Genomic DNA, 23,768 nt, shown 5'->3' with positions numbered 1-23,768 from the left:
CGCGCTAGCATAACAAAACGGACGCGGTCGAGGACGAGGGGTAGCTGCCTGGGAAGGGAAGGGATCGTGAGACAGCCGCGTTGGACGCGGCGGACGCTGCTGAAGCTTGCTGGTGGCGCAGTTATCGCAACAATGACAGAATTCCGCTTCCCTCATTCTTCAGCGGCCGCAATCACGCGGATCAGCTGGAGTGAACGCGAAGGGTTTCCTTCGGACGGCGTCTACACATCGCGCGTTTTCTCGCTTCCCCAGCCGTGCAATAGCATCGAGGTCAGTTGGCAGGCAACTGTCCCGCCAGGCGGGGCGTTGATGGTCGGTGTCCGCACCAGTGCTGATGGCACGGCCTGGAGCGAATGGGTGTGGCTGCACCCTGACACGCACATCACCCCACTGGTCCCCGACGGCCGCGTCTATGCCCCGCCCGTGCTGACCGGCCCGGTTCAGGCCGTCCAGTATTGTGTTCGCCTCCAGCGTGGCAGTGATGGCGAGCCGGTTCACCTCGAAGCCGTGCACCTGACCTGTGTTAACACGATGAGCGGGGAATTGAGCTATCTCGATGCGCCAGCGCTGATCGATGGCTGGATCATCCCGCGGGCAGGCTGGGGAGCCGATGAGTCGCTGCGCTTTGACAAGAACGGCAACGAAATTTGGCCGCCTCAGTATGCTCCTGTGCAAAAGGTCATCGTCCACCATACAGCGACTGACAATAATCCGCCGGATCCAGCGGCCGTCGTCAGGGCAATCTATGCCTATCATGCCGTGACGCTTGGTTGGGGGGACATTGGCTATAACTTCCTTATCGACTGGCAGGGGCACGCATACGAAGGACGCTACGGCGGTCCGAACGTGATTGGCGCGCACACGGCCGGTTACAACACCGGCAGCATGGGCGTTGCGGTGATCGGGAATTTCGAGAGCGTGCATCCACCGCAGGCGGCCTTGTCCGCGCTGGGGCGGCTGATCCGGACGCGTGTCCCGAAGCTCGATCCGGCAGGCGTTTCCGACTTCCACGATCTGAAGAACGCTCCAAACATCGGCGGCCATCGTGACTACAACCAGACCGATTGTCCGGGCGACGCGCTCTACGCCCAGTTGCCATTGCTTCGTGGCCAGCTCAGCGGTGTCGGTGCGCCGATCACCTTGCCGCCACCACAACCTGTCCCTGCGCAAGCCCAGTTAGTCAAGGTGACGTTTACCCCGACGCAAGTCTATTCCGGCACCCTGCTTCGTATTGACGCTGTGGTGCAGAATACAGGCCAGATTACACTCTCGACGCAAGATCCTCCCCCTGGTTACGTCTACGTTGAAGGGCAAGACTTCGAAAGCGCTGGGTTCCCGAAGGTGCAGGGGGCCTTCCGTGTTGGCGTTGATTACGACGGCAATACCGGATTGCCTAATCCATTCCGCTGGGGGTTGCCAGGGCCGCTCGCGCCCGGTCAGCAGGCGACGGTAACGGGGTTCATTGTGTTGAAGACGGTGAAGACGTGGCGCTTGACAGCCAGTTTGGTCGATGAGTTCGTTGGGTACGTCCAGCAGGGCGTGTTCCCGCAACAGATCACCGTGTTGCCACCGCCGACGGCGCCGGCTCAGCCAAGCACGGACCCCGACATGGTCTACGTCAAAGAGACACAGCACAACGTGCCGAAGCGCTTCATGGACTACTGGTCGGCGCACGGCGGCCTAATGCGCTTCGGCTATCCGCTGACTGAGCCATTCTTTGAGTTGTCAGCAACGGATGGCAATGTCTATCTCACACAGTATTTTGAGCGTGCGCGATTTGAATATCACCCTGAGAATGCTGGGACGCCCTTCGAGGTCTTACTGGGATTGCTCGGTTCTGAGCGGACCAAAAATCGACGTGCCGAGCCACCATTCCAGCCTGTCTCGCCGCCAACTGATCCCAATGTGGACTATTTCCCCCAAACGCGCCATACACTTCGCGGCGTCTTCCGCCAATACTGGTGGAGTCAAGGCGGGCTCATGGTCTTCGGCTATCCGATCAGCGAGGAATTTGAAGAAGTCAGCAAGACCGATGGCAAACGCTATCGTGTGCAGTATTTCGAGCGCTACCGCTTCGAATGGCATCCGGAGCTTGCTGGTACTCCCTACGAAGTCTTGCTTGGCCATCTTGGCCGTGAAGTCCTTATCGATCGCGGCTGGCTGCAGCCCGGGTAGCGGACGATGGTGATGTTGGCCAACGCGCGTGTGCATCGTCTGCTGGGGCAGTAAAGCCGAGCCCTAAGCGACGAAGCGAGCAAAACCGTCCCTGGCCGATCACGAGATGGTCGAGCACCTCGATATCGAGCAGCTTGCCCGCAGCAACCGCTTCGGCCGTGAGCGCGATATCAGCACCTGACGGTGTTGGATCGCCAGAGGGGTGGTTGTGCAGCAAGATGATGGCGACGGCATTGTGCCGCACCGCGTCCTTGAACAGTTCGGCCATGCGGACCTGCGCACTGTTTGCCTGCCCCTGGGCGATGGTGACAGTTCGGATAACGCGGTGCCGTGTATCGAGGAGCAGCACGCGCACATGCTCCTGCTCCAACGTAGCCATGTCTGCTCCAGCGATCGCGTAGGCATCTTCGGGGGAGCGGATTGATGGGCGCTCATCAGGCTGAGCCAGCGCAAGCCGACGCCCGAGCTCGAGCGCGGCCTTAAGCTTGGCGGCTTTTGCCTCTCCTAGGCCGTGCGCTCGGCAGAGCGTCGCAAAATCAGCCCGCGCCAAGCCAGCAAGCCCGCCGTACTCGACAAGCAAGCGCTGCGCAAGCGTGAGGACAGATTCCCCTCGCGTTCCTGTATTCAGGATAATTGCCAACAATTCCGCATTCGTGAGCGTTGTCGCGCCGTGCTGGCGCAGGCGCTCGCGTGGTCGTTCGTCGACTGGCAATTCTTTGACCGACACGTGGTAGGGTAATGACGACTGTTCCATAACCCCCCGCATTCGTCCTGCAGTTTGTCCAAAGATTCCCGACATCGTCAAGGCGTTTTTGTCCGTGAGTGCTCCACAGCCTGGTGCTACCATTGGGGAGGGGAGCAGGCGGGGTGGGCGGAGCAGAGAGCTGCAAAGGACAAAGGCATGACACGTCGGATCATTGGCATCCTCGGTGGCATGGGGCCGCTGGCCACCGCTGATCTCTACCAGAAGATCATCGCGGCTACTCCAGCGTCACGCGATCAGGACCATCTCCACGTGATCATTGATGCTGATCCCAGTGTGCCCGACCGCACGGAAGCGCTTCTCTACGGTGGGCCCGATCCAACGCCGTGGCTCGTCGCCGGTGCGCGCCGTCTTGAACAAGCTGGAGCCGACTTTCTGATCGTCCCGTGCAACACAGCCCATGCATTCCTGCCGCGTGTCCAGCCCGCGGTGCGTATCCCAATCCTGAGCATGGTGCGGGAAACGGCAGCCTGGCTGGCCGAGCAGGTCGGCCCTGGCCAGTGTGTCGGCGTGCTTGCCACTGAAGGAACGATTCGGAGTCGACTCTATCACCAGGCACTCGAAGCCGTTGGCTTGCAACCGGTTGCGCCAGAACCGGCAACGCAAGCTGAGGTGTCGGCGGTCATTGCCGCGGTCAAAGCCGGCCACGTCGATGCGGCAGTCCGCGCGCGGATTCGTGCTGCTGCGCTTGCCTTTGTGGAGCACACTGGTGCGCAGGCACTGATTGCAGCATGCACGGAACTGCCGTTGGTGCTCGAAGCGACTGATGTTCCTGTTCTCCTCGCTGATCCAACAGCGCTTCTCGCCCGCGCGGCCGTCGCCATTGCTCTGGGCCAACGGCCGCTGCCTGCGCCATTGCAGGAACCTGCCGTTGCCCAAGCCGAATAGTGCGGAGGTCGTGCATGAAGCCTGTCGTGCGCTACCGGCTGCCCGTGCTGCTTCTGGTGAGCCTGTTTTGTAGCCTCGTTGTGCTCAGCACGGCATGCCAACTGCGCCGCGGTGAAACATCCAGTCAGGGCGTTACTGCCGCCGTCACCGTCGAACCGTCGCCACCAACAGTCGGGACAGCTCGACTCTCGATCACGCTCAAGACGGCCGATGGCAAGCCGGTCGTTGGCGCAAAGAACGTCCAGGTTGAAGGCACAATGACCCATGCTGGCATGCAACCAGTCCTGGCGACGGCAGTCGAGCAGGGCAATGGTGTCTATGTTGTCGACCAGTTCCGGTTCACGATGGCTGGGGACTGGGTCGTGATTGTCCGTGGCACGCTGCCCGATGGTCGCGCGTTTGAGACACAAGCACCGGTCAACGGCGTCAAGCCCGCTTCATAGGTGGAGAAGGCCGGTTGTCAGCGCGGCTGAAGGAGAGTTGAGGCGCAGCATATGGCGCGCTCTGCAACAATCGTCCGCCCTACTCATGGAACTGATCTCCTGCGCCTGCCGCTGCTTGGGCGTTGGTTGCGGTGGAAGCACGCGCGAACCAGTGCTCAGGCTGTGTTGCTCGTGCTGAGCCTCCTCGTCCTCTACGATGGCTTCCTTGGCCCGCCATTAGCACCGAAGAACCTCGCCGGCGTATTGCCGTGGGTGCACTGGCGCGGCCTCGTTGTGCTTGGCCTCCTCTTGGTCGGCAATGTCTTCTGCTTTGCATGTCCCTTCATGCTGCCCCGACGCTTGGCAAAGCGCTGGTTCCACGGGCGGCGTCCGTGGCCACGCTGGCTGCCCGGTAAACTGGCGGCAATTGTGACGCTCGGCCTTTTCTTTTGGGCATACGAAGCCTTCTCGCTCTGGGCGAGCCCGTGGCTCACGGCCTGGGTTGCGCTGGCCTACTTTGTCGGTGCCTTCGTGATCGACAGCATCTTCGCCGGTGCAGCGTTTTGCAAGCATGTCTGCCCGATCGGCCAGTTCAACTTTGTCATGTCACTGTCATCTCCTACTGAAGTCACGGTGCGCGACCCGGCCATCTGCCTGCAGTGCCAGACCAAAGACTGCATCCATGGCCGCTATGATGCACACGGTCGATTACTGCAATCTGGCTGTGAACTCTGGCTTTTCCAGCCGCGCAAAGTTGGCAACCAGGACTGCACATTCTGTTTGGACTGTGTGCAAGCTTGCCCGTATGACAACGTCGGCGTGCTGGTGCGCAACCCGCTGATGCGGGAGTTCAGCGGCAATCCAGTGCGCTCGGGGATTGGCCGCTGGAGTCAGCGAATCGATCTCGGGGCGCTCGTCCTTTTGCTCGTGTTTGGGGCGTTTCTGAACGCGTTTGGGATGGTCGAGCCAGCGACGATTACTGTGCAGTGGCTCCGCCGTGTAACGGGGATCGATGCCCGTCCAACCCTGCTGGCGATCGTCTTTGGCCTGGGTCTGGTTGTCTTGCCGGTAATCCTCGTGGGCCTCGCGGCTTTCGCAAGCCGCCTGTTGACGAAGCAAGCAGAACCGTTGCTCACTGTCGCCACACGGTTTAGCTATGCGCTGGCGCCGCTTGGCTTCGGTATGTGGCTCGCACACTATCAATTCCACTTTCTGACTGGCGCGCTGACGATTGTGCCCGTCCTGCAAAGCTTCGTGGCGGACGTGGCTGGCACTCCGCTGCTTGGCCAGCCCCGGTGGGATCTTGCCCAACTCTTGCCTTTGGGGGCCATTACCGTGCTCAAGCTCCTCTTCTTGCAACTCGGTTTCCTCGGTACGATTGGCGCCATTCGCTTTGTTGCCCGGGATTGGGTCGGCGAGCAGCAGATGCTGCGGGCGAGCCTTCCCTGGCTGGTGGTCAGTGTTGGGCTATTGCTCGTCGGGATCTGGCTGCTCCTGCTGCCGATGGATATGCGTGGCACATTGATGGGGATGGGGGGATGACAGACTGGTGGGGGAGAGCACATCAGAGAGGATGGTGGCTGCTTGTGCTCCTGGTGCTCGGGCTTGTGCAGTCACTGGGGATGGCATCGTTCGCCTCGGCCAACGGCGGGCAAGTACGGGTTGCGGGCGAACACGTTGGTCCGTTCATTGTAACCGTGTACACCAGCCCGATTCCATTGCAGACCGGGACTGCCGATGTGAGTGTCCTTGTCCAGCGCCCTGACACGCAGGATGTAGTCAATGATGCGACCGTGACAGTGACAATGACGCCGGTGGGGGATGAAAGCGCGGCCAAAACCTTTCCCGCAACGCACGATCAAGCAACGAACAAGCTCTACTATGCTGCCAATATCCCCGTTGACCGAGCAGGGCGCTATCACTTCACCGTTACCGTACAAGGAGCCGATGGCAGCGGGACGGTAAGCTTCGACGCTGATGTTGTGCGCGGCACCCCGAGTATCTGGCGCTCGTGGTGGTTCTGGGGCGCTGTCGTTATCCTGGAGATTCCCGTGCTCTGGTGGCTCTTTCTCGGGCGTGGACGCACACGAGCAGAGACCTAGGTGGAGGAACGTGCAGAATGACTGCTCAATCAACGCCCCTCACACGTGCTCGGATTGCATTGATCTTCGGCAGTGCGCTCCTTGCTGCCTTTGTCGTCGCGGTCCTCGTAACGGGCATACTGTGGTGGCGGCAAGCGCAGACGGCAACACCTGCTGATGCGACGACGTTGGACGGCACGCTCGCGCCAGATTTTACCCTGGTCAATCAAGACGGCCAGCCGATTCAACTCTCCGCGTTGCGTGGGCACGTCGTCGTCTTGACGTTCCTCTACACGACCTGTCCTGATATCTGTCCATTGACGGCGCATCGGCTCGCGGCAGCCTATGATCAGCTCACTCCACAGCAACAGGCCCGCGTGCGCATCCTGGCCGTCACAGTCGATCCTGAACGCGATACCACTACCCGTTTGCGCCAGTATCTCGATGCGAATGGCCTGATGGGCAAACTGCAGTTTTTAACGGGGCAACCGGATCAGGTTGCGGCTGTCTGGCAGGACTACCATATCGGTGTCGAGAAGGCCACGCCAACGCCGGGGGCCAATGCCTATACCGTCAACCACACAGCCGTCACCTACATCCTTGATGCCCAGGGACGAGAGCGCTACTTGCTCAGTGATGAGTCCATCGATCCGACGCACGTAGCGAAGCTGCTTGCCAGGCTGGCGGAGTCCTCATAACACGTCGAGCCTGGCCTGAAAAATGCTCCAAGCCAGGCTCGACGTGTTGTCGCGTGTACGTGCCTAGGCAGCGATCTCGCGCGCGAACTCGTTTTCCGTTTCCGTGAGCGCCTCGTCTAGAATGGCGACGATGCGGTCAAGCTCGTCGTACGTAACGACCAGCGGTGGCGCAACGTGTACCACTTCCCACACGCGCGTGATCAAGCCCTTCTCGTTGATGCGACGCTCCAGCGCCTTAATGAACGGCGAGTTGCGCTCCCAACGTTCCTTGGTTGCCTTGTTCTTCACCATCTCGAGCCCACACATCAGCCCGAGGCCGCGGACGTCGCCAACCGTCGGGTGTCGCAGGAGCTCGCGAAGCTGCTTGAGTAAGTACTCGCCTTTCTCAGCGCTCTGCTGCACCAGTCCCTCGCGCTCGAAGATCTCAAGATTCTTCAGCGCTGCTGCCGCGGCAACAGCATGCCCGCCGAACGTCAGGAGATGGCCGAGCGGCACGTCTTTCTGCTCCTGGAAGATCTGGAAGATGCGCTCGCTAACGGCAACCGCGCCCATTGGCGCGTAGCCTGACGTCAGTCCCTTGGCCATCGTCATCAGGTCAGGCGTGACACCAAAGTGCTCCGCGGCAAACATCTTGCCGCTTCGTCCAAAGCCGTTGATCACCTCGTCCATGATGAGCAGAACGCCGTACTTGTCGCAAATCTCACGGAGTCGCTGCCAGTAGCGTGGTGAGGGAATGTGCACGCCGTTGGATGTCGAGATCGGCTCGCCAATGACTGCGGCAACCGTCTCCGGATCCTGATAGAGAATTTCTTGCTCGACATAATTAGCGCACATCAGGTCGCCGGCTTCGCCGTCGAGGCCGAAGTCGTTCCGGTAATGGTTCGGCGACGGGACGTAGTAGACGCCGTACATAAAGGGGCCGAAGAAGCGCTCGTTGCGCGACTGCGTCAAGCTCATGGCGCCATACGTCATGCCGTGGTAGCTGCCGCGGCGCGCAATAATCTTGTAGCGCTTGGGATAGCCACGCATGGCCTGAACTTGCTTGGCGATCTTGATGGCACTTTCCACCGCTTCCGAGCCGCCGGAGCAGAAGAAGATACGGTTCAAGTCACCAGGTGTGAGTGTTGAAAGGACGTGGCCTAGCTGAACAGTTGGCACGGTCGTATGATTGGCCGACGAGACATAGGCGATCTTTGCTGCCTGTTCGGCCATCGCTTCAGCGATTTCGCGGCGTCCATGGCCAGCGTTAACAACCCACAGGCCAGAAAGCCCGTCGATGTACTCTCGCCCGTAAACATCGACGAGCGTGCTACCATAGGCGTGGTCGAAGACGAGCATGCCGCGTTCTTCGGCGATCCGCACCCACTCTGCCGAGTGCACCCAGACGTGTTTCAGCGCTTCCTGCTCGAGTTCCTCAGGCCTGAGCGTAGTCATACCCTTTCCTCCTAACGCCTTCCGAATCTCCTTGCCCCGGCCGACTCCTGGTCGTTGAGCAAATGCACAGCGCGGGCATGCTGCGCGTTTGCTCACGTCGCCATCACCTGCCAGTCTCGCACGGCCTGCACAACTGGGCAAGGGAAGAGGAGAATGTCGCCGATTGCTCGCCAGTTGTTGACGACATATGACTGGCGCGGTACACTGCTGATGCGTTTTCTGTTCCGGAAGGGCAAGCATGATACTGCAGGCGAGGAGCAGAGCGCAGGTAGGGAATTGCAGAACGTCCGGGGGCAGGGCGAAAGAGCACGTGGGGGGTGAAGATGGAACCACTGCTTGAAGTACGCGACCTCCGCACGCAGTTTTTCACCCAAGATGGCGTGGTCAAGGCGGTCGATGGCGTCTCGTTCCACCTCATGCCAGGCGAGACGCTCGGTGTCGTCGGTGAAAGTGGATGCGGCAAGAGCATTACTGCCCTGTCGATCATGCGCCTGATCCCAACCCCGCCTGGCAAGATTGTCAGCGGCCAAATCCTCTTTGAGGGCGAAGATATTCTGAAGATGAGCGACGCTGAAGTCCGCTCGATCCGTGGCCGCAAGATCGCCATGATCTTCCAGGATCCGATGACGTCCCTCAATCCAGTGTTGACCATTAATCGGCAGATCAGCGAGATGCTGGAACTGCACCTGGGAATGACGCGGAGTCAAGCGCGCCAGCGCAGCATTGAGCTGTTGAAGATGGTCGGCATACCGAACGCTGAACAGCGGGTTGATCAATACCCGCACCAGTTCTCTGGTGGGATGCGCCAGCGCGTCATGATTGCCATGGCGCTCTCCTGCAACCCCTCGCTGCTGATCGCCGACGAGCCGACAACAGCACTCGACGTGACGATTCAAGCGCAAATTCTTGATCTCATGCGCAACCTGCAACGTGAACATAACACTGCCTTAATTCTGATCACGCACGACCTTGGCGTCGTTGCCGGCATGACCGACCGAATCAACGTCATGTATGCTGGCCACATTGTGGAGTCGGCGCCGACCGAGGAGCTCTTTGCCAACCCCAAGCATCCCTATACCGTCGGCCTGCTCAACTCGATCCCACGGCTGGACGCGCCGCGCAAGGAGAAGCTCAATCCGATTCCTGGCTTGCCGCCTGACTTGATTGACCTACCAGACATGTGCCCGTTCATGCCTCGCTGCAGCTATGCGCGGGAGAAGTGCAGCCAGAAGAATCCGCCGTTAATGGACGTGAAGCCAGATCACCGGTCAGCCTGCTGGTTCTGGGAGGAAGTAAGCTTGGTGTCAGCCAAGCAGCGCGAGGGAGGAGTGCGGTTGAGCGATGGCAACTGAGGCGCAGAGCACAACGCAACAGCAGACAAACGGCGCTGGCAAAGAGGTGCTGCTCGATGTCCGCGACCTGGTGATGTATTTCCCGCTCACACGCGGCATCCTCTTGCAGCGCCGCGTTGGCTGGGTACAAGCCGTCGACCATATCTCCTTCCAGATCTATCGTGGCGAGACGCTCGGACTCGTCGGCGAGTCCGGCTGTGGTAAGAGCACGACCGGCCGCGCGATCCTGCAACTCTACAAGCCGACTGCTGGCCAGGTCCTCTACAAGGGCACTGATCTGACGAAGCTGAGTCCGGGTGAAATGCGCAAGATGCGCCGCTACCTCCAGATGATCTTCCAGGATCCCTACGCCTCGCTCAATCCCCGCATGACGGTCGGGAGCATTGTGAGCGAGCCGATGCAGATCCATAACTTAGTGCCGAAGAACGAACGCAACCAGCGGGTGCAAGAATTGCTAGAAACCGTTGGTCTCAACCCATACTTTGCCAACCGCTACCCACACGAGTTCTCCGGTGGCCAGCGACAGCGCATCGGGATTGCCCGCGCGCTTGCAGCGAACCCTGAATTCATCGTCGCAGACGAGCCAGTCTCAGCACTCGACGTCTCGATTCAAGCGCAGATCATTAACCTGCTCGAGGAATTGCAGGAGAAATTCAAGCTCACCTATCTCTTCATCGCCCACGACTTGAGCGTGGTTCGCCATATCTCCAATCGTGTGGCTGTGATGTACCTTGGCAAAATCGTCGAGCTTGCTGACCGCGATTCGCTCTACGATGACCCGCTCCACCCCTACACCAAGGCGCTGCTCTCGGCCGTGCCGATCCCTGACCCGGTCGTTGAGAAGAAGCGGGAGCGCATCATCTTGACGGGCGACGTGCCTAGCCCGATTAACCCACCTTCCGGCTGCCGCTTCCATACACGCTGTCCCTACGCAATGGACGTCTGCTCGAAGGTGGAACCGCGCTTCGTCGACCAGGGCAACGGGCACTACGTCGCGTGTCATCTCTATCCGGGGTGCACACCCTAGTGATGCGGATGATCATCTGTGGGCATCCTGCAGCGGCCTGACGAACTCGTCGCTGTCCTGATCGCTTTCCTGATCGGCATTACCGTGCACGAATGTGCACATGCCTGGACAGCGCTACGGCTCGGTGACGATACGGCGCAGCGGCTTGGCCGGGTAACACTCAATCCAATCGCGCATCTTGACCCGATCGGGACGATTGGGCTTTTGCTCATTATTGTGTTTGGCTTTGGGATCGGCTGGGGGCGGCCAGTACCAGTGAACCCAGCCCGCCTCCGCTGGCATCAGCGGGGAATGGCACTGGTCGCCCTCGCTGGCCCAGTATCGAATATCCTCCTCGCCTTGCTTGGTGCACTCGTGCTGCGCTTTGGCGTTTCGCTGCCCACTTTCGCCGCGCTCGTGCTGCACGCCTTTATTCAGGTGAATCTCCTGCTTGCCTCGTTCAACCTGATCCCAATTCCGCCGCTCGACGGACTCAAAATCTTGCTTGGTATTCTGCCACGCTTCTGGTACCTGCAACTCGCTGCGTTGGAGCGCTATGGCCTTGCAATTCTGATTCTGCTCATTGCATTTGGTTCATTTGGCGGCTCCTCCATTTTGGCGGCAATGTACCTACCGGTCTTCCGCACGCTTGCTTCAGTCTTTACGCTGGTCGCCGGTCAGCCGATGCTCTAGGGCACGATGACAGCTGCACGGAATGCGACAGCGGTCGAACTTTCTCCGTGGGTGCACGACGTCGCGCTCGAGCTACCAGGATTTTCGGGTTCGCTCAGGGAACTCCTCGAACAGGCGCGGGCGGGAGCAATTGAGCTGGCAGAACTGCCGGTGACGGCGGTGCTCGCGCAATGCCTTGCTTACTGTCCGCAGGATCAGGACGCTCCCGAGTTGCTTGCTGATGTCACCGCACTGGCCGCGCGCCTGCTCGCCTGGAAAGCTCGCGCGTTGTTGCCGAAACCTGAGAAGGCCGCGCCCGAGGAAGAGGCGAGCCTCCTTTTGCCTGCCCAGCTCGCTGCTGCCGCGGCCCTGCAGCCCTGTACGGCATTCCTTGCCGACCGCCTTGCTGCCGAGCAGCGTGCGTATCCGCGAGGTGGAGTACTGCCTGCGTTGCCGGCGCAGCCTCAGCCTCTCGAGACCATGCTGGCTCCACAGTCTCTCGTCCACGCTCTGACACGCCTTGCCGCCCGCCGTCAGCCGGCACAACCGTTACGCTTGCGCCCTGTACCGTCGTTGGAAACGATGGTGACGCGACTGCTGACACGGCTGCGCATGGGTGTTGCGACATTCTCTGGGCTCCTCGGCAAACAGGCAAGCCGCGCTGAGTATGTCGTTGGCTTCCTGGCCTTGCTTTCGCTGATCAGACGTGGCATCGTTTCTGCTGTCCAACACGAGCGGTTCGGTGATATTGTTGTGCAGCTTGACCAGCGGGTTGATGATGAACGAGCGAACACCGCCTGATCTCGCTGCCCGGCTTGGCGCTGTGCTCTTCGCCCTTGGAGAGCCGGTTGACCGTGAGCGCCTGCTCCGACTGCTTGCCTGCACGCCGGCTGCGCTTGATGAAGCCATTGTCCAGCTTCGTCAGCGCGCCCAGGCGCTCGGCCTTTGGGTGATTGAGCACGGTACCCAGCTACAGCTTGTGACTGACCCGGCACTGGCACACGATGTCGAGACGGCGCTTGGAGGTGGACGCTCAGGACGTCTTTCCCCAGCTGCGCTTGAAACGCTGGCGATCGTAGCCTATTGCCAGCCAGTCACGCGTGCGGAGATCGACGCCTTGCGCGGTGTCGACAGCACTGCGGCACTACAGACACTGCTCAATCGCGGGTTGATTGAGCCAGTCGGACGGGCCGAGCAGCCAGGAGCCCCAGTGCAATATGGCACCACCGCGCTTTTCTTGCAATCCTTCGGGCTTGCCTCGCGCGAGGAGTTGCCCCCGCTCCCTGAAGCGGTAGCAACCTGGCTCCGCGTTGTACGGCGCTAACTGTTAGCGCGCCCGCGCCTGAGCGCTCGTCAAGCGGCGGAGGCGTGTTACCGTCTCTTCAAGCACGTCCAGTGTCCGATCGATCTCCTGCTCCGTGTTGTCCTTGCCGAGCGTCAGGCGGATGCTACTCCGGGCTTGCTCCGGTGTCAGCCCAATCGCAAGCAGGACATGGCTCGGCTCCGTCGAGCCAGTTGTGCATGCCGAGCCGCTGGATGCTGCAATGCCGTGCATGTCGAGATTCAGGAGGATCGTCTCGCCATCGACACCTTCAAACGAGACGTTAACGTTGTTCGGCAAGCGCTGCTCACGGTCGCCGTTCAGCCGTGCGTCTGGAATGCGCTGCAGAATGCCATCGATCAGCCGATCGCGCAGCGCAAGGAGGTGGGCGTTGCGTTCCTCACGTTCGGCATACGCCAGCTCAAGCGCCGTTGCCATGCCCACAATCCCTGGCACATTCTCTGTCCCAGCACGGCGGTTGCTCTCCTGCGATCCGCCATTCTGTTGCCAGAGCAGCTTTGTCCCCTGCCGGACGTAGAGCAGCCCCACGCCCTTCGGTGCATAGAACTTGTGGGCTGACAACGAGAGCAGGTCGACATGGAGCCGTTCCACGTCGAGCGGCAACGTGCCAGCAGCTTGGACGGCGTCCGTATGGAACAGAATGCCATAGCGATGAGCAAGCTTCCCAATCTCAGCAATTGGCTGGATCGTGCCGATCTCGTTGTTGGCATACATGACCGAGATCAAGATCGTGTCGGGGCGAATAGCCGCTTCAATATCCTCGACACGGACAATGCCGTCCGGCCCGGGACGCACGTACGTAGCTTCGAAGCCGAACTTCTCGAGGTACTGGACGCTGTGGAGCACTGCATGGTGCTCAAACGCCGTAGTGATGATGTGATTCCCTCGACCGTTCAGCCGATGCCACCAGGCGACGCCCTTGATTGCCAGGTTGTCGCTCTCAGTGCCGCCACTCGTGAAGACAATTTCACGAGGCTGACAGTGCAGAATCCGGGCAATCCGTGCCCGTGCCTGGTCGATTGCTGCCCGTGCTTGCCGCCCTGCTGCATAGATACTCGAAGGATTGCCAAATTGTTCAGTGAAGTACGGCAACATTGCCTCGAGCACCCGCGGATCGACTGGTGTCGTCGCGGCATGGTCGAGGTAGATTTCAGTTCGATTCACTGTGCCCCTCCTGAAGACGCCAGCATGCACATTACGCTGTCGCTGACGACCGTGCCGTTGGCCGTGGTGCCTGGGCCAACAAGTCAGCCAGCGTGGTCGAGTCGAGCACGTTGATGATACTGTCGCGCACCTTCAACCACACAAGCCGCGTCGCGCAGCCGTCGATCATTGGGCACGAATCGTCCGTACTCTCCTCGCTGACGCAGCTCATCGGGGCAATCGGCCCTTCCATCACCCGATAGATTTCGCCAATCTTGACTTCTTCCGGCGGGCGGGCCAAGGCATATCCACCATGCGCGCCACGCGTGCTGACAACCAGACCGGCACGGCGGAGCGGCAGCATGAGTTGCTCCAAGTAGGCCAGCGGAACAGCTGAGTCAGCCGCGATCGCGGTGAGCGGCACTGGCCCTTGCCCATACATCTTTGCGAGGGAAACCATTGCGCGGATGCCGTACTCGCCACGTGTTGAAACCTTCATCGTTGCGTCCTCGTGCTGTGATGATGATGGCCTGCCTCGTTCGTTCCGATGCAATCACCTCTCGCAGGCCAATGAGAGCGAAGTCAGGCAACGACAAACCGATCAAGTGAGAATGATTCTCGCTCTCATTTCTCTGTCTACCTTAGCTGATGAACGTCGATCCGTCAACCTCAGATCCTGAGTTGGCTGGTATACTTTTCTTGGTTGTGTGGCTGACCGGCTGGTCAGCTCTTTTCGTGTCTTGGAGGTGTTGGCATGATCCAACCTGGAAGTTCGCTGGACGATTTACTGGCACGCCTTGAACAGATCGAGGTGCGTCTTTGACCTCGCTGATAAGCAGCGACAACTCACTGAACTCGAAGCACAGGCCGCTGATCCCGCTCTCTGGGATGACCCGGCGCGTGCCCAGCGGCTGCTTCGGCGTATTGCCCAACTGCGTGATCTCGTCGAAGAGTTTGCTAAGCTGAAGCGCCACGCGGCAGACCTCAAGGAATTTGAAACACTCGTCGCTGAAGATCCGACGCTGCAGCCCGAGTTTGACCAGGAAGTGCGCCGTATTGCCGAAGGTGTCCACGCCCTCGAGCTTCGCGTTCTGCTCAACGGCCCGTATGACGACCACGATGCCCTCCTTGCGATCCACGCTGGTACTGGTGGGGTCGATGCGCAAGACTGGGCCGAGATGCTCCTTCGCATGTACCTGCGCTGGGCGCAGCGAGCAGGCTACACTGCTGAGATCCTCGACCTCCATGAGGGTGAGGAAGCTGGTATCAAGAGTGCAACGGTCGAAGTCCGTGGCCCATACGCCTATGGCTACCTTAAGGGCGAGGCAGGCACACACCGGCTCGTACGTCTTTCACCGTTTGATGCGAACCATCGTCGTCACACGTCGTTTGCGCTCGTCGAAGTGTTGCCACAAGTTGACGATGATCCTGAAATTGTTATCCGCGATGAGGATTTGCGGATTGATACCTACCGTGCCTCTGGTGCTGGTGGCCAGTACGTAAACAAGACTGAATCGGCAGTGCGGATTACCCACTTGCCGACTGGCATCGTCGTCACGTGTCAAAACGAGCGCTCGCAGTTGCAGAACCGTGAAACAGCGATGAAAATCCTGCGAGCCCGCTTAATGGAACTGAAGCTGCGTCAGCGTCAGGAAGAGCAGGCACGCTTAAAAGGCAAGGTGCCAGTCACGGGGTGGGGCAACCGCATCCGTTCCTACGTCCTGCATCCGTATACCATGGTGACGGATCATCGGACGGGGGTAAGCACGCCGAATGTCCAGGCTGTCCTTGATGGTGACCTCCAACCGTTCATTGAAGCCTATCTCCACCGTGCCGGTAGCGAGCTGGAGAGCCTGGAAGGTGCGGAAGCACCGGCATCGACTGGGGCGTAGCCTCCTTCTCACGCTCTTCCTTGTCTGGGGACTGCTGAGCTGGTTCGCTGGGCCGACGGTACGTGCTGCGCCGTCGGCCCAGTTTGCTGACCAGCAGGTTGCCGTGCAATTCCCCACGGCCCTGACGTTTTCTCTCCATGTCGTGACCCAGGAGCCGGTCACGCGCGTCGAACTTCGCTATCACCCGGTGTCGTCGATCGCGATCACGGTCGTTCGCCCGCCCTTCACACCCAGCCTTGACCTGCATATCCAGTACACCCGTGATATGCAGGTAAACTACCTCCCTCCAGGGACGGAGATTAGCTACGTCTGGCGGCTCTACTTTGCCGACGGCAGCTGGGTTGAGAGCCCGGAACAACGCGTGCTCTACCTTGACCAGCGCTATCAGTGGTCGGTGGCCCAAGATGCCCGGGTACAGATTTATGCGGCAGTGGCTGATCCAGCCTATCGTCAAGCAGCGTTAGCGATCGTCGAGCAGACGATTGACCAGCTTGGCCAGCAGTTGAATGTGACGATCCAGGGTCCGGTTCGTGTCGTCCTCTATCCTAGCGCGCAGGCATTGGCCAGTGCGTTGCCCCCGGCAAGTGCTGAATGGGTTGGGGGAATGGCGCTGCCCGAGTTACAACTGATCCTCGGTGGCGTGCCGGCTGGCAATATGCAGGAGATGCGCCGCATTCTGACGCATGAAGTTGTCCATCTTGCGGTCGCGCAACTGACAGAGAATCCCTACAATACTCCACCGCCGTGGCTCGACGAAGGCCTCGCCACGTTCTTCCAGCAGCCGCAGGATGCGCGCTTCCCGCCGCTCCTCCGTCAAGCAGTGCAACGTGACCAGCTCATCCCCTTGCAGGCGCTCAACTCGAGCTTCCCGGCTGATCCAACGGCGGCACTCCTCTCCTATGCTGAGAGCGAGAGCGTTGTCCAGTACATCATACGTATGTATGGCGGTGCGCGCTTGGGTGTGCTCCTGCGCAGCTTTCAACAGGGTGTCACCTATGACGAAGCCGTCCAGCAGAGCCTTGGTGTCACGATCGACCAGCTCGACCAGTCATGGGAATCCTGGGTACGGAGCCAGTACGGCGTGGGGGCGAGCGCGGTCGGTGATCTGTCGCGCCTTGTCCTCGCAGCTGGCCTCCCAGCGTTGGTCTTCATTGGCAGCTTTGCCGTGCGACGCGCTCGCCACCGGGGAAAGTAACGAGGCAGGGGTCGACCTTGACTCTGGCCGTATCAAGGTTTATCCTTTTGGATAGCTAGCACTCTCCGAGTTTGAGTGCTAGCATGGAGTGCGAGCGGTGGAACTGACGGCGCGACAGCAAGCGATCTTGCGCTACGTCATCGAGGAATATATCCGGACCGGGCGAGCGATTGGCTCGAAAGCCTTGCTTGAACGGGTGCCGCTTGGGGTCAGCTCGGCGACAATCCGGAACGAGATGATAGTCTTAGAAGAGGCCGGATTGCTCCAGCAACCCCATACCTCGGCGGGGCGTGTTCCGACCGAGGCTGGGTTCCGGTACTACGTCGAGCACTTGCTCGACGTTCCCGACTTGCCGCCGGCCATCCAGATCATGGTCAGCCATCAATTCCGGCAGGTCGAGCGGGAGATTGCGAGCTGGCTCAAGCTTGCTGCAGCCGTGTTGGCGAACACGAGCCAGAACCTCGGCTTGGCTACCCCGCCGCATTCGCCCGTTGAGCGGGTGCGGCACTTTGAGCTGCTCAGCTTGCGCCGGCAGCTCGCGCTCCTTGTGCTCGTCACGCAGACAAGCGCGATTCACCAATCGTTGCTTGAGCTTGCCGAGCCGATCGATCAAGCGGCGCTCAGTGCCTTAAGCGAGCAACTCAATCCAGAGATCCAGTTTCTCGATCGCACTGCGGTCGAGCGGAAAATGGTTGGGGCAACGCCGCTCGCAGCGCAGGTCTTGCGCCGGATCGTCGAGGCGCTGCAGGCGATCGAGCAAGAGCATGCCCGTGAGCTGTATGCCGAAGGGCTGGAATACGTCGTCCGCCAGCCCGAGGTTAGCCAGAGCGAGGTGGCAAGCGCTTTGCTCGAGCTCCTGCGCAGTGGCGTGCTTGCGGCGTCACTGCTCGAGCGGCTCGAATTCAACCGTGCTGTCCAGGTACTGATTGGGTCGGATTTGCCGCTCGATGAACTGCGACCGTTCAGTATCGTCCTCTCTCCCTATTGGGTTGGGGGAGACGTCCGTGGGGTCATCGGCGTGCTTGGACCGCAGCGTATGCCGTATGATCGCTCGATTGCTGCAGTTCGTTACCTTGCCGATGTGCTGTCGCGCCTCATGCAGATGGTGTATGCCGAGGAAGACGAATAACCTTGAACAGTAAGGGGTGAACGCCGTGATGAATGACGAAACGCGTCGCGATACGCCGGCCGATGCGCCGGAAAGCGCACAGCAGAGTCCGCCAGAGCCGTCGGCCGATGGACCGGCTCCGGTCGAGGCAGCGCTTGTCTCGCCGGAAGAGTTGGCGGCAATCCAAGTGCAGCTTGACCAGGCGAAACAGCAGGCAGAAGAGTATCTCGACCAGGCCCGGCGAGCCCGTGCTGAACTACTCAACTATAAGCGCCGGGTTGAACAGGAGATGCTCGACCTGCGCAAGCAAGCAAATGCGCAGCTCATCCTCAAGCTGTTGCCAGTGCTCGACGATTTTCACCTGGCGATTGCCAAGATTCCTGCTGAGGAACGTGAGCGTAATCCTTGGATTCAAGGATTGCTCTTGATTGAGCGGAAGCTCTGGTCAGTCCTAGAAAGCGAAGGGGTCGAGCCGATCCAGGCCGTCGGCGAGCCGTTCTCGCCCGAGCGCCACGAGGCCATCGCCATGGAAGAGGGCGAGGGTGACGAGCATGTCGTTATCGAAGAGCTACGCCGTGGTTACCTCCTCCATGGCCGCGTGCTGCGCCCTGCGCTCGTCCGAGTTGGCCGCCGGCCGCGCCAGGAGCCGGGGAAGCAGGAGGCTGAAGCTGCTGCAGGTGAGTCGGCACAGTCAACGCAAACAGCGGATGAGCAATAACAGGAAGAGATGAAGGAAAGGGTGAGACAATGGGACGGGTTATTGGTATTGACCTTGGGACAACAAACTCTGTGATGGCCGTGATCGAAGGTGGTGAGCCGGTCGTGATCCCCAACGCCGAAGGGGAGCGCCTCACACCTTCAGTGGTCGCGGTGACAGCGAATGGTGAGCGCCTGGTTGGCCGCTTCGCCAAGCGGCAGGCGATCACGAACCCCGAGAACACAATCTACTCAGTCAAGCGCTTCATGGGTCGACGCTTTGACGACCCGGAGGTACAGCGCACAATCAAACTGGTGCCTTACAAGGTGCGGCGTGCGCAGAACGGCGGTGTCGAGATCAAGATGGGCGACCGTTGGTACAGCCCGCCTGAGATCTCGGCCATGATCTTGCAGAAGCTCAAGGCTGACGCTGAGGCCTATCTCGGCGAGAAGGTCGATAAGGCCGTCATCACCGTGCCAGCCTATTTCGACGATAGCCAGCGCAATGCAACCAAGGACGCTGGCCGCATCGCTGGTCTCGAAGTGCTCCGGATCATCAACGAGCCAACGGCTTCAGCGCTGGCCTATGGTCTCGACAAGAAGTCCGAGGAGCAAATCGCCGTCTACGACCTTGGTGGCGGCACCTACGATATCTCGATCCTCGATATCTCCGAGGGTGTCTTCCAGGTGCTGGCGACCAACGGCGATACCCACCTCGGTGGTGACGACTTTGACCAGCGAATCATCGACTGGCTGGCCGATGAGTTTAAGAAAGAGCACGGCATTGACCTGCGTCAGGATCGCATGGCGCTGCAGCGTCTGAAGGAAGCAGCTGAGAAGGCCAAGATCGAACTGTCAAGCGTCCAGCAGACCGAGATCAACCTGCCGTTCATCACGGCTGATGCCAGTGGCCCGAAGCACCTCGTTATGACCTTGACCCGCTCGAAGCTCGAGCAGCTTGTCGCTGACCTGGTCGAGCGCACGATCCCGCCGATGGAACAGGCACTAAAAGACGCGGGCCTCTCGGTCAAGGACATTGACGAAGTGGTGCTTGTTGGTGGGCAGACACGGATGCCGCTGGTGCAGCGCAAGGTGGCCGAATTCTTCGGCAAGGAGCCGCACAAGGGCATCAACCCGGACGAAGTGGTGGCCATCGGTGCCGCGATCCAGGCTGGCGTGCTCGCTGGCGAAGTGCGCGAGGTGCTCTTGCTCGACGTCACGCCGCTGACGCTGGCTATTGAGACGCTTGGTGGTGTGGCAACGCCGATTATCCCGCGCAACACGACTATCCCAACGCGCAAGAGCCAGATCTTCACAACAGCGGCGGATAACCAGACGCAGGTTGAAATCCACGTCGTCCAGGGTGAGCGCCCAATGGCGGCCGACAACAAGAGTCTTGGTCGCTTCATCCTCGATGGCATTCCGCCTGCGCCGCGCGGCGTGCCCAAGATCGAGGTCACGTTCGATATCGACGCGAACGGCATTCTCAACGTCTCAGCTCGTGACCTCGCTACCGGGCGCGAGCAGAAGATCACCATTACGGCTTCAAGCGGCCTCACTGAAGAAGAAATCCAGCGGATGATTAAGGAGGCTGAAGCGCATGCCGAGGAGGACCGCCGGCGCCGCGAGGCGATTGAATTCCGCAACCGCGCTGAGGCGCTGGTCTACCAGGCTGAGCATACGCTGAACGAGTACAGCGACCGCATCCCATCGGATCTCAAGCTGAACCTTGAGAACAAGATCTCGGCGGTCAAGGAAATCCTCGAGCGTGATCCGGAGAATATCGAACGGCTCCGTCCGGCCTATGACGAACTATCGCACACCCTCTCCCAGGTTGGCCTGCGGATGTACGAGCAAGCCGGCGCAGCATCGGGTGCTAGCGCTGACGGCACGGCGACCTCGAGCACGGGAAGCAGTGGTGACGAGACGGTCGAGGGCGAGTATCGCGAGGTAAAGTAATCACGCGCTCATAGCGACGTGCGGAAGCGGCGCGCTGGAGTTCGCTCAGCGCGCCGCTTTGTCTTCTGGCGCAACAATCTCGAGGTTCTCGATCGGCAGCATGACGGTGTCCCCAGGCGCAAACGAGACAGGGACAGACCAGCCAACGGTACTGCCTGCTTGCGGTATCTGCCGAGTCGGCTCTCCCGCACAAACACCGACAGCCCCAAGCCCTCTGGGATCGGTCCGGCGAACAATCAGTCCGGGAGCAAACGTATAGCGCGGAATTTCAGTTGAGGCTCCTGGCCCCTCTCGCACAATGATGCAGCTTGGTCGACCAATGTCAGGCACGCTCTCCGCGTCCAGGAGCGCGACAAGTTCAGTATTCGCCTGTTGCAGCCGTTGGAAAAGCGGGGCAGCCAGCGCCAAACGACCAAACCCTTCAGTAACCAAGATCGAAAGCGGAGCTTGCCGAAATGCGTGACGCAGACGCTGTTGGCTTTGCCCACCCCATCCAACTGACTGGCCACTGAGCGGAACAGCGAACGCGTCACGCAGGGTTTCTGCGGTGAGACTCCCGACAATCACCCCGCGTGCACCAGCTTCACGAAGTCGCTGCACTGTTGCTGGCCCAACGGTCATCCCAGCGACAACGATTGCGCCTTGAACGTCTGGCGTGACGAGTTCTGGGGAAAGTTCGCGATCAGGGCGGTCGACAAGTACCAGCAGTCGTCCAGACGTCTCTGCGCCAAGCAGCACGCAGCCGCTGAGAACGTCTCCGCTGGTTCGCAGCACGACGCGTCGTGGCTCAGCGCTCAGCACGATGCCGGCAACGAGCGCGGGGTACTGCACCTGCTCGACCGTTGGTAGAAGCGTGAGAGTGCCCGTTTCCTCATCGATTGCTTCAAGTGTGCCTGCAGTTGGTGCTGTCACCTGGATGCTGCGCAGCCCGCGTCGCGCCACTGCTACCGGCTCGCCTTGTGCCACCGCGGCGCCGAGTGGTCGCACGAGGTGCCGTCCAACTTCATTCGGGGCAATGCCAAGCTCCCGCGCTACCGCAAGCGTAAGGGGCTGCGCGACTGATGCTGGGGCAGTCAGGACAGGAGTTGCTGGTTGGACCGGCAAACCGGCTTGCACCATCGGTTGCCCGGCAAGCGGGCTGTGCCGCTCGACGCGGAGCACCACATTGCGGGTCAACGCGGCCTTGACTTGGGGCAGCGTTGTACTCAGTCCACTCATGCTTCGCTCTCTCCAGCTGTCACGTCGGTAAGCCATGATGCGAGTTGCGTTCGTCGCTGTTCTGGCTCCGTAGCAAGCGGTATTGGTCGCCCACGCGCATCAAGGATCACGCCGAGTGCTGGCCAGGGCGGGGTGAGTGGCTCGGATAGCGTCGGCAATGGTGCAGTCAGGCCAGGCGCTGGCTGCAGCGACAAGGTCACCGGCTCCGTCCCTTCAAGCGGCAAGCGAAGCAGGCTCCCTTGCGGCAGACTGAACTGCCGTCGAGCTTGTCCCTGGACAAGCTGTCCGCGGACTGCGAGCGTCCCCGGCTGAGAAAGCGGCTCGTTGAGCACGAGGCATTCAGCAAGTGGCAAGAGACCGTCTTCTTCAAGCGCTGCCGCAGCATAGGCCGGAGCAATCGCTGCCAGCGCCCCAAGTGCTGGCAGCGCGTAAACGTCGTCGAACGCGAGGGTGACACGACCTCCTGCAGGCGCTGGTTGACAACTGTCAAGCAGTGTCAACGTCGCCAGTGCTGGGCCAAGCGCATAGAGTGCGGGATCACAGCAGATGAGCTGTACTGGGAGCGGTGGAGGGGTATCAAGGTCGTGTAATGCACGCTGGAGAAGCACCCGAATACCGGCTGCTGCAATGGCACAGTCACGCTCGTCGATGAGTTGCGCTGCTAGCCGGACCGTGCGATTCAGTACCCATTCGGTCAGCTCGTCGCTGCGCATACTCCAGGGGAGCCAACGCGTGATCTCGCTCGCTGATTCGGTCAGGAAGGCGAGTGCTTCAGCGCTCATGTCGCGGTCAGCCCAGTAGCGGAGCCGCAAATGACCTTCGGCAGCGAGCGCGATGCTCAACCCTGCCGTCGCGCTGATGACCAGCGTTGGAGTGTTCGTTCGTCGGTAGATGAACGAGGCTGCTCGCTCAATCGCCTCAAGCAAGTCAATAATCGGTGGCGGAAACGGTGTCAGTGGAGCAAGCTGCGAGCGTGCCGCTTGCCGATAGCGTTCCCGCATCTCTTTGGCAATCGCCGTTGCAATTGCTGGCGGAGGGTAGACGGAAGGATCGACACCGACAAGCTCGAGTGTCGCGCCAAATTCATCAGCCAGCGCACGTTGGACAGCATCGGGGGCAATAACGAGCCCAAGTGCTGGTGGCATCGCATAGCCTATGAGTTCATAGATACCTTCGCGGCATGCATCGAGATGCGGCGGCGTTACCGTGCTGCTCGTCATCACAAGGACGTCTGGCCGGTGCTCACGCAACCAGGCACGCAGCGTCGGGGAAGAACTGTTGGCTGGAGCATGGGCAACGGCAGTCGGTGCACGCTGCAGCGCGTTGCGGAGGAGGTGCGGAAGGGTGGGGTCGTCGTCGAGCGGGACGATACACGCAGTGAACGGTTGGAGTGGGAGTCCTGTCATCACCAGGAGGTCAACGCCATCGCCTGAGGGATGGCGTGGTGTAATGAGGTTGCCATCCTGAAGGAGCTGTCTACCAGTTTCGCTCCCGAGCATAGCCAGGCTTGCCCGTACCCGGTCGGCGATGCTCAAGGCATCAGCGTTTGGAGGGCTCTGCGCCGCGGCAAGAAATCGTGGCGTGCCTTGAACAAGGTCAAAAAGTAGCGTGTGCACGACTGTCGGGAAGGCAACACAGACGGCAGCAGCACGCAGTGCTGAGCTATCGCCTTCGTGCGGAGCCGCTTGCTCACTCCGAGCTGACGCAGACGCCATTGGACGCTC

At 60.5% G+C, this 23,768-nt stretch carries 21 protein-coding genes and 1 pseudogene; 16 read left to right on the top strand and 6 right to left on the bottom strand.

All coding sequences use genetic code 11. From position 1 onward, the window contains the following. Positions 1–66 precede the first annotated feature (66 nt). Positions 67–2,175 (top strand): peptidoglycan recognition protein family protein, encoded by a 2,109-nt coding sequence (locus tag N675_RS13180; RefSeq protein WP_038040557.1) that lies wholly within the window; start codon positions 67–69, stop codon positions 2,173–2,175. 52 nt (positions 2,176–2,227) lie between these two features. On the opposite strand, the pseudogene radC reads toward N675_RS13180, so the two are convergent. Continuing rightward, a pseudogene (gene radC, locus N675_RS13175) lies at positions 2,228–2,929 on the bottom strand (RadC family protein); the annotation flags it as partial. Between the two features lie 147 nt (positions 2,930–3,076). Here radC and cuyB point away from each other — a divergent pair. Genes cuyB through N675_RS13150 form a run of 5 tightly spaced genes read left to right on the top strand, consistent with a single transcriptional unit; the run spans position 3,077 to position 7,027 of the window. After that, positions 3,077–3,826: a cysteate racemase gene (gene cuyB / locus N675_RS13170; RefSeq protein ID WP_038040555.1), complete on the top strand. Its 750-nt coding sequence runs from the start codon at positions 3,077–3,079 to the stop codon at positions 3,824–3,826. A gap of 14 nt (positions 3,827–3,840) precedes the next feature. Further along, the gene (locus N675_RS13165; protein ID WP_038040553.1) at positions 3,841–4,269 is read left to right on the top strand and encodes a FixH family protein; all 429 of its coding nucleotides are present in this window, start codon (positions 3,841–3,843) and stop codon (positions 4,267–4,269) included. Between the two features lie 51 nt (positions 4,270–4,320). Then, positions 4,321–5,790: a hypothetical protein gene (locus N675_RS13160; protein ID WP_038040551.1), complete on the top strand. Its 1,470-nt coding sequence runs from the start codon at positions 4,321–4,323 to the stop codon at positions 5,788–5,790. After that, positions 5,787–6,350, top strand: coding sequence for a hypothetical protein (locus N675_RS13155; RefSeq protein WP_156100893.1), 564 nt, complete (start codon positions 5,787–5,789; stop codon positions 6,348–6,350). The genes N675_RS13160 and N675_RS13155 overlap by 4 nt, the downstream gene beginning before the upstream one ends. 17 nt (positions 6,351–6,367) lie before the next feature. After that, the gene (locus tag N675_RS13150; RefSeq protein WP_051914757.1) at positions 6,368–7,027 is read left to right on the top strand and encodes an SCO family protein; all 660 of its coding nucleotides are present in this window, start codon (positions 6,368–6,370) and stop codon (positions 7,025–7,027) included. A 63-nt stretch (positions 7,028–7,090) separates the two neighbouring features. Here the strand turns inward: N675_RS13150 and N675_RS13145 are convergent, their stop codons facing one another. Further along, positions 7,091–8,461 carry an aminotransferase family protein gene (locus N675_RS13145; protein WP_038040547.1) on the bottom strand — a complete coding sequence of 457 codons (1,371 nt, stop codon included), beginning with the start codon at positions 8,459–8,461 and terminating at the stop codon, positions 7,091–7,093. A 323-nt stretch (positions 8,462–8,784) separates the two neighbouring features. Here N675_RS13145 and N675_RS13140 point away from each other — a divergent pair, with 323 nt between their 5' ends. The 5 genes from N675_RS13140 to scpB are packed head-to-tail and all read left to right on the top strand — an operon-like array spanning position 8,785 to position 12,815. Beyond that, positions 8,785–9,813 carry an ABC transporter ATP-binding protein gene (locus N675_RS13140; RefSeq protein ID WP_038040545.1) on the top strand — a complete coding sequence of 343 codons (1,029 nt, stop codon included), beginning with the start codon at positions 8,785–8,787 and terminating at the stop codon, positions 9,811–9,813. Beyond that, positions 9,803–10,840, top strand: coding sequence for an ABC transporter ATP-binding protein (locus tag N675_RS13135; RefSeq protein WP_038040543.1), 1,038 nt, complete (start codon positions 9,803–9,805; stop codon positions 10,838–10,840). Before N675_RS13140 ends, N675_RS13135 begins: the two co-directional genes overlap by 11 nt. An 18-nt stretch (positions 10,841–10,858) precedes the next feature. Next, entirely contained in the window at positions 10,859–11,512 is a 654-nt protein-coding gene (locus tag N675_RS13130) for a site-2 protease family protein (protein WP_231578047.1), read from the top strand. Between the two features lie 6 nt (positions 11,513–11,518). Next, complete coding sequence (locus N675_RS13890) at positions 11,519–12,292, top strand: segregation and condensation protein A (protein WP_051914756.1); 774 nt, start codon at positions 11,519–11,521, stop codon at positions 12,290–12,292. After that, entirely contained in the window at positions 12,267–12,815 is a 549-nt protein-coding gene (scpB, locus tag N675_RS13120; RefSeq protein WP_038040541.1) for an SMC-Scp complex subunit ScpB, read from the top strand. Before N675_RS13890 ends, scpB begins: the two co-directional genes overlap by 26 nt. 3 nt (positions 12,816–12,818) lie before the next feature. On the opposite strand, the gene nifS is transcribed toward scpB, so the two are convergent. Continuing rightward, positions 12,819–13,997 carry a cysteine desulfurase NifS gene (gene nifS / locus N675_RS13115; RefSeq protein ID WP_038040538.1) on the bottom strand — a complete coding sequence of 393 codons (1,179 nt, stop codon included), beginning with the start codon at positions 13,995–13,997 and terminating at the stop codon, positions 12,819–12,821. 31 nt (positions 13,998–14,028) lie between these two features. Then, positions 14,029–14,475 (bottom strand): RrF2 family transcriptional regulator, encoded by a 447-nt coding sequence (locus tag N675_RS13110; RefSeq protein ID WP_038040537.1) that lies wholly within the window; start codon positions 14,473–14,475, stop codon positions 14,029–14,031. 255 nt (positions 14,476–14,730) lie between these two features. Here N675_RS13110 and prfB point away from each other — a divergent pair. The 5 genes from prfB (at position 14,731) to dnaK (ending at position 20,826) form a co-directional block, all read left to right on the top strand. Beyond that, positions 14,731–15,868 (top strand): peptide chain release factor 2 gene (gene prfB, locus N675_RS13105; RefSeq protein WP_231578046.1). Its coding sequence is split into 2 segments (ribosomal slippage): positions 14,731–14,796 and positions 14,798–15,868, totalling 1,137 coding nucleotides; the frame shifts between segments, so codons are not numbered across the junction. After that, complete coding sequence (locus N675_RS13100; RefSeq protein ID WP_038040534.1) at positions 15,837–17,063, top strand: peptidase MA family metallohydrolase; 1,227 nt, start codon at positions 15,837–15,839, stop codon at positions 17,061–17,063. The genes prfB and N675_RS13100 overlap by 32 nt, the downstream gene beginning before the upstream one ends. A gap of 97 nt (positions 17,064–17,160) precedes the next feature. After that, positions 17,161–18,192, top strand: a complete 1,032-nt coding sequence (gene hrcA, locus N675_RS13095) for a heat-inducible transcriptional repressor HrcA (protein ID WP_231578045.1) — start codon at positions 17,161–17,163, stop codon at positions 18,190–18,192. Between the two features lie 28 nt (positions 18,193–18,220). Next, positions 18,221–18,889 carry a nucleotide exchange factor GrpE gene (locus N675_RS13090; RefSeq protein ID WP_051914753.1) on the top strand — a complete coding sequence of 223 codons (669 nt, stop codon included), beginning with the start codon at positions 18,221–18,223 and terminating at the stop codon, positions 18,887–18,889. A 29-nt stretch (positions 18,890–18,918) separates the two neighbouring features. Beyond that, a complete protein-coding gene (dnaK, locus tag N675_RS13085; protein ID WP_038040529.1) occupies positions 18,919–20,826 on the top strand; it encodes a molecular chaperone DnaK in 1,908 nt (635 codons plus the stop codon). Between the two features lie 45 nt (positions 20,827–20,871). Here the strand turns inward: dnaK and N675_RS13080 are convergent, their stop codons facing one another. Next, on the bottom strand, positions 20,872–22,044 hold the full coding sequence (locus tag N675_RS13080) for a hypothetical protein (RefSeq protein ID WP_038040527.1): 1,173 nt from the start codon (positions 22,042–22,044) through the stop codon (positions 20,872–20,874). Beyond that, entirely contained in the window at positions 22,041–23,759 is a 1,719-nt protein-coding gene (locus tag N675_RS13075; RefSeq protein WP_038040525.1) for a hypothetical protein, read from the bottom strand. The genes N675_RS13080 and N675_RS13075 overlap by 4 nt, the downstream gene beginning before the upstream one ends. Between the last annotated feature and the right edge of the window lie 9 nt (positions 23,760–23,768).

Source organism: Thermorudis peleae (genome assembly GCF_000744775.1).
In the GTDB taxonomy this organism is placed as follows: Bacteria; Chloroflexota; Chloroflexia; order Thermomicrobiales; family Thermomicrobiaceae; genus Thermorudis; species Thermorudis peleae.
The sequence above is the reverse complement of the archived record's forward strand: the minus strand, read 5'-3'. Positions and strand labels throughout refer to the sequence as shown.

Bases quoted from the DNA above. Each gene is read 5' to 3' on its own strand.
- scpB (WP_038040541.1), top strand. From the start codon at position 12,267: ATGATGAACGAGCGAACACCGCCTGATCTCGCTGCCCGGCTTGGCGCT.
- N675_RS13160 (WP_038040551.1), top strand. From the start codon at position 4,321: ATGGCGCGCTCTGCAACAATCGTCCGCCCTACTCATGGAACTGATCTC.
- N675_RS13075 (WP_038040525.1), bottom strand. From the start codon at position 23,759: ATGGCGTCTGCGTCAGCTCGGAGTGAGCAAGCGGCTCCGCACGAAGGC.
- N675_RS13145 (WP_038040547.1), bottom strand. From the start codon at position 8,461: ATGACTACGCTCAGGCCTGAGGAACTCGAGCAGGAAGCGCTGAAACAC.
- N675_RS13165 (WP_038040553.1), top strand. From the start codon at position 3,841: ATGAAGCCTGTCGTGCGCTACCGGCTGCCCGTGCTGCTTCTGGTGAGC.
- cuyB (WP_038040555.1), top strand. From the start codon at position 3,077: ATGACACGTCGGATCATTGGCATCCTCGGTGGCATGGGGCCGCTGGCC.
- N675_RS13150 (WP_051914757.1), top strand. From the start codon at position 6,368: ATGACTGCTCAATCAACGCCCCTCACACGTGCTCGGATTGCATTGATC.
- N675_RS13135 (WP_038040543.1), top strand. From the start codon at position 9,803: ATGGCAACTGAGGCGCAGAGCACAACGCAACAGCAGACAAACGGCGCT.
- N675_RS13080 (WP_038040527.1), bottom strand. From the start codon at position 22,044: ATGAGTGGACTGAGTACAACGCTGCCCCAAGTCAAGGCCGCGTTGACC.
- N675_RS13890 (WP_051914756.1), top strand. From the start codon at position 11,519: ATGACAGCTGCACGGAATGCGACAGCGGTCGAACTTTCTCCGTGGGTG.
- N675_RS13155 (WP_156100893.1), top strand. From the start codon at position 5,787: ATGACAGACTGGTGGGGGAGAGCACATCAGAGAGGATGGTGGCTGCTT.
- N675_RS13110 (WP_038040537.1), bottom strand. From the start codon at position 14,475: ATGAAGGTTTCAACACGTGGCGAGTACGGCATCCGCGCAATGGTTTCC.
- dnaK (WP_038040529.1), top strand. From the start codon at position 18,919: ATGGGACGGGTTATTGGTATTGACCTTGGGACAACAAACTCTGTGATG.
- N675_RS13090 (WP_051914753.1), top strand. From the start codon at position 18,221: ATGAATGACGAAACGCGTCGCGATACGCCGGCCGATGCGCCGGAAAGC.
- N675_RS13140 (WP_038040545.1), top strand. From the start codon at position 8,785: ATGGAACCACTGCTTGAAGTACGCGACCTCCGCACGCAGTTTTTCACC.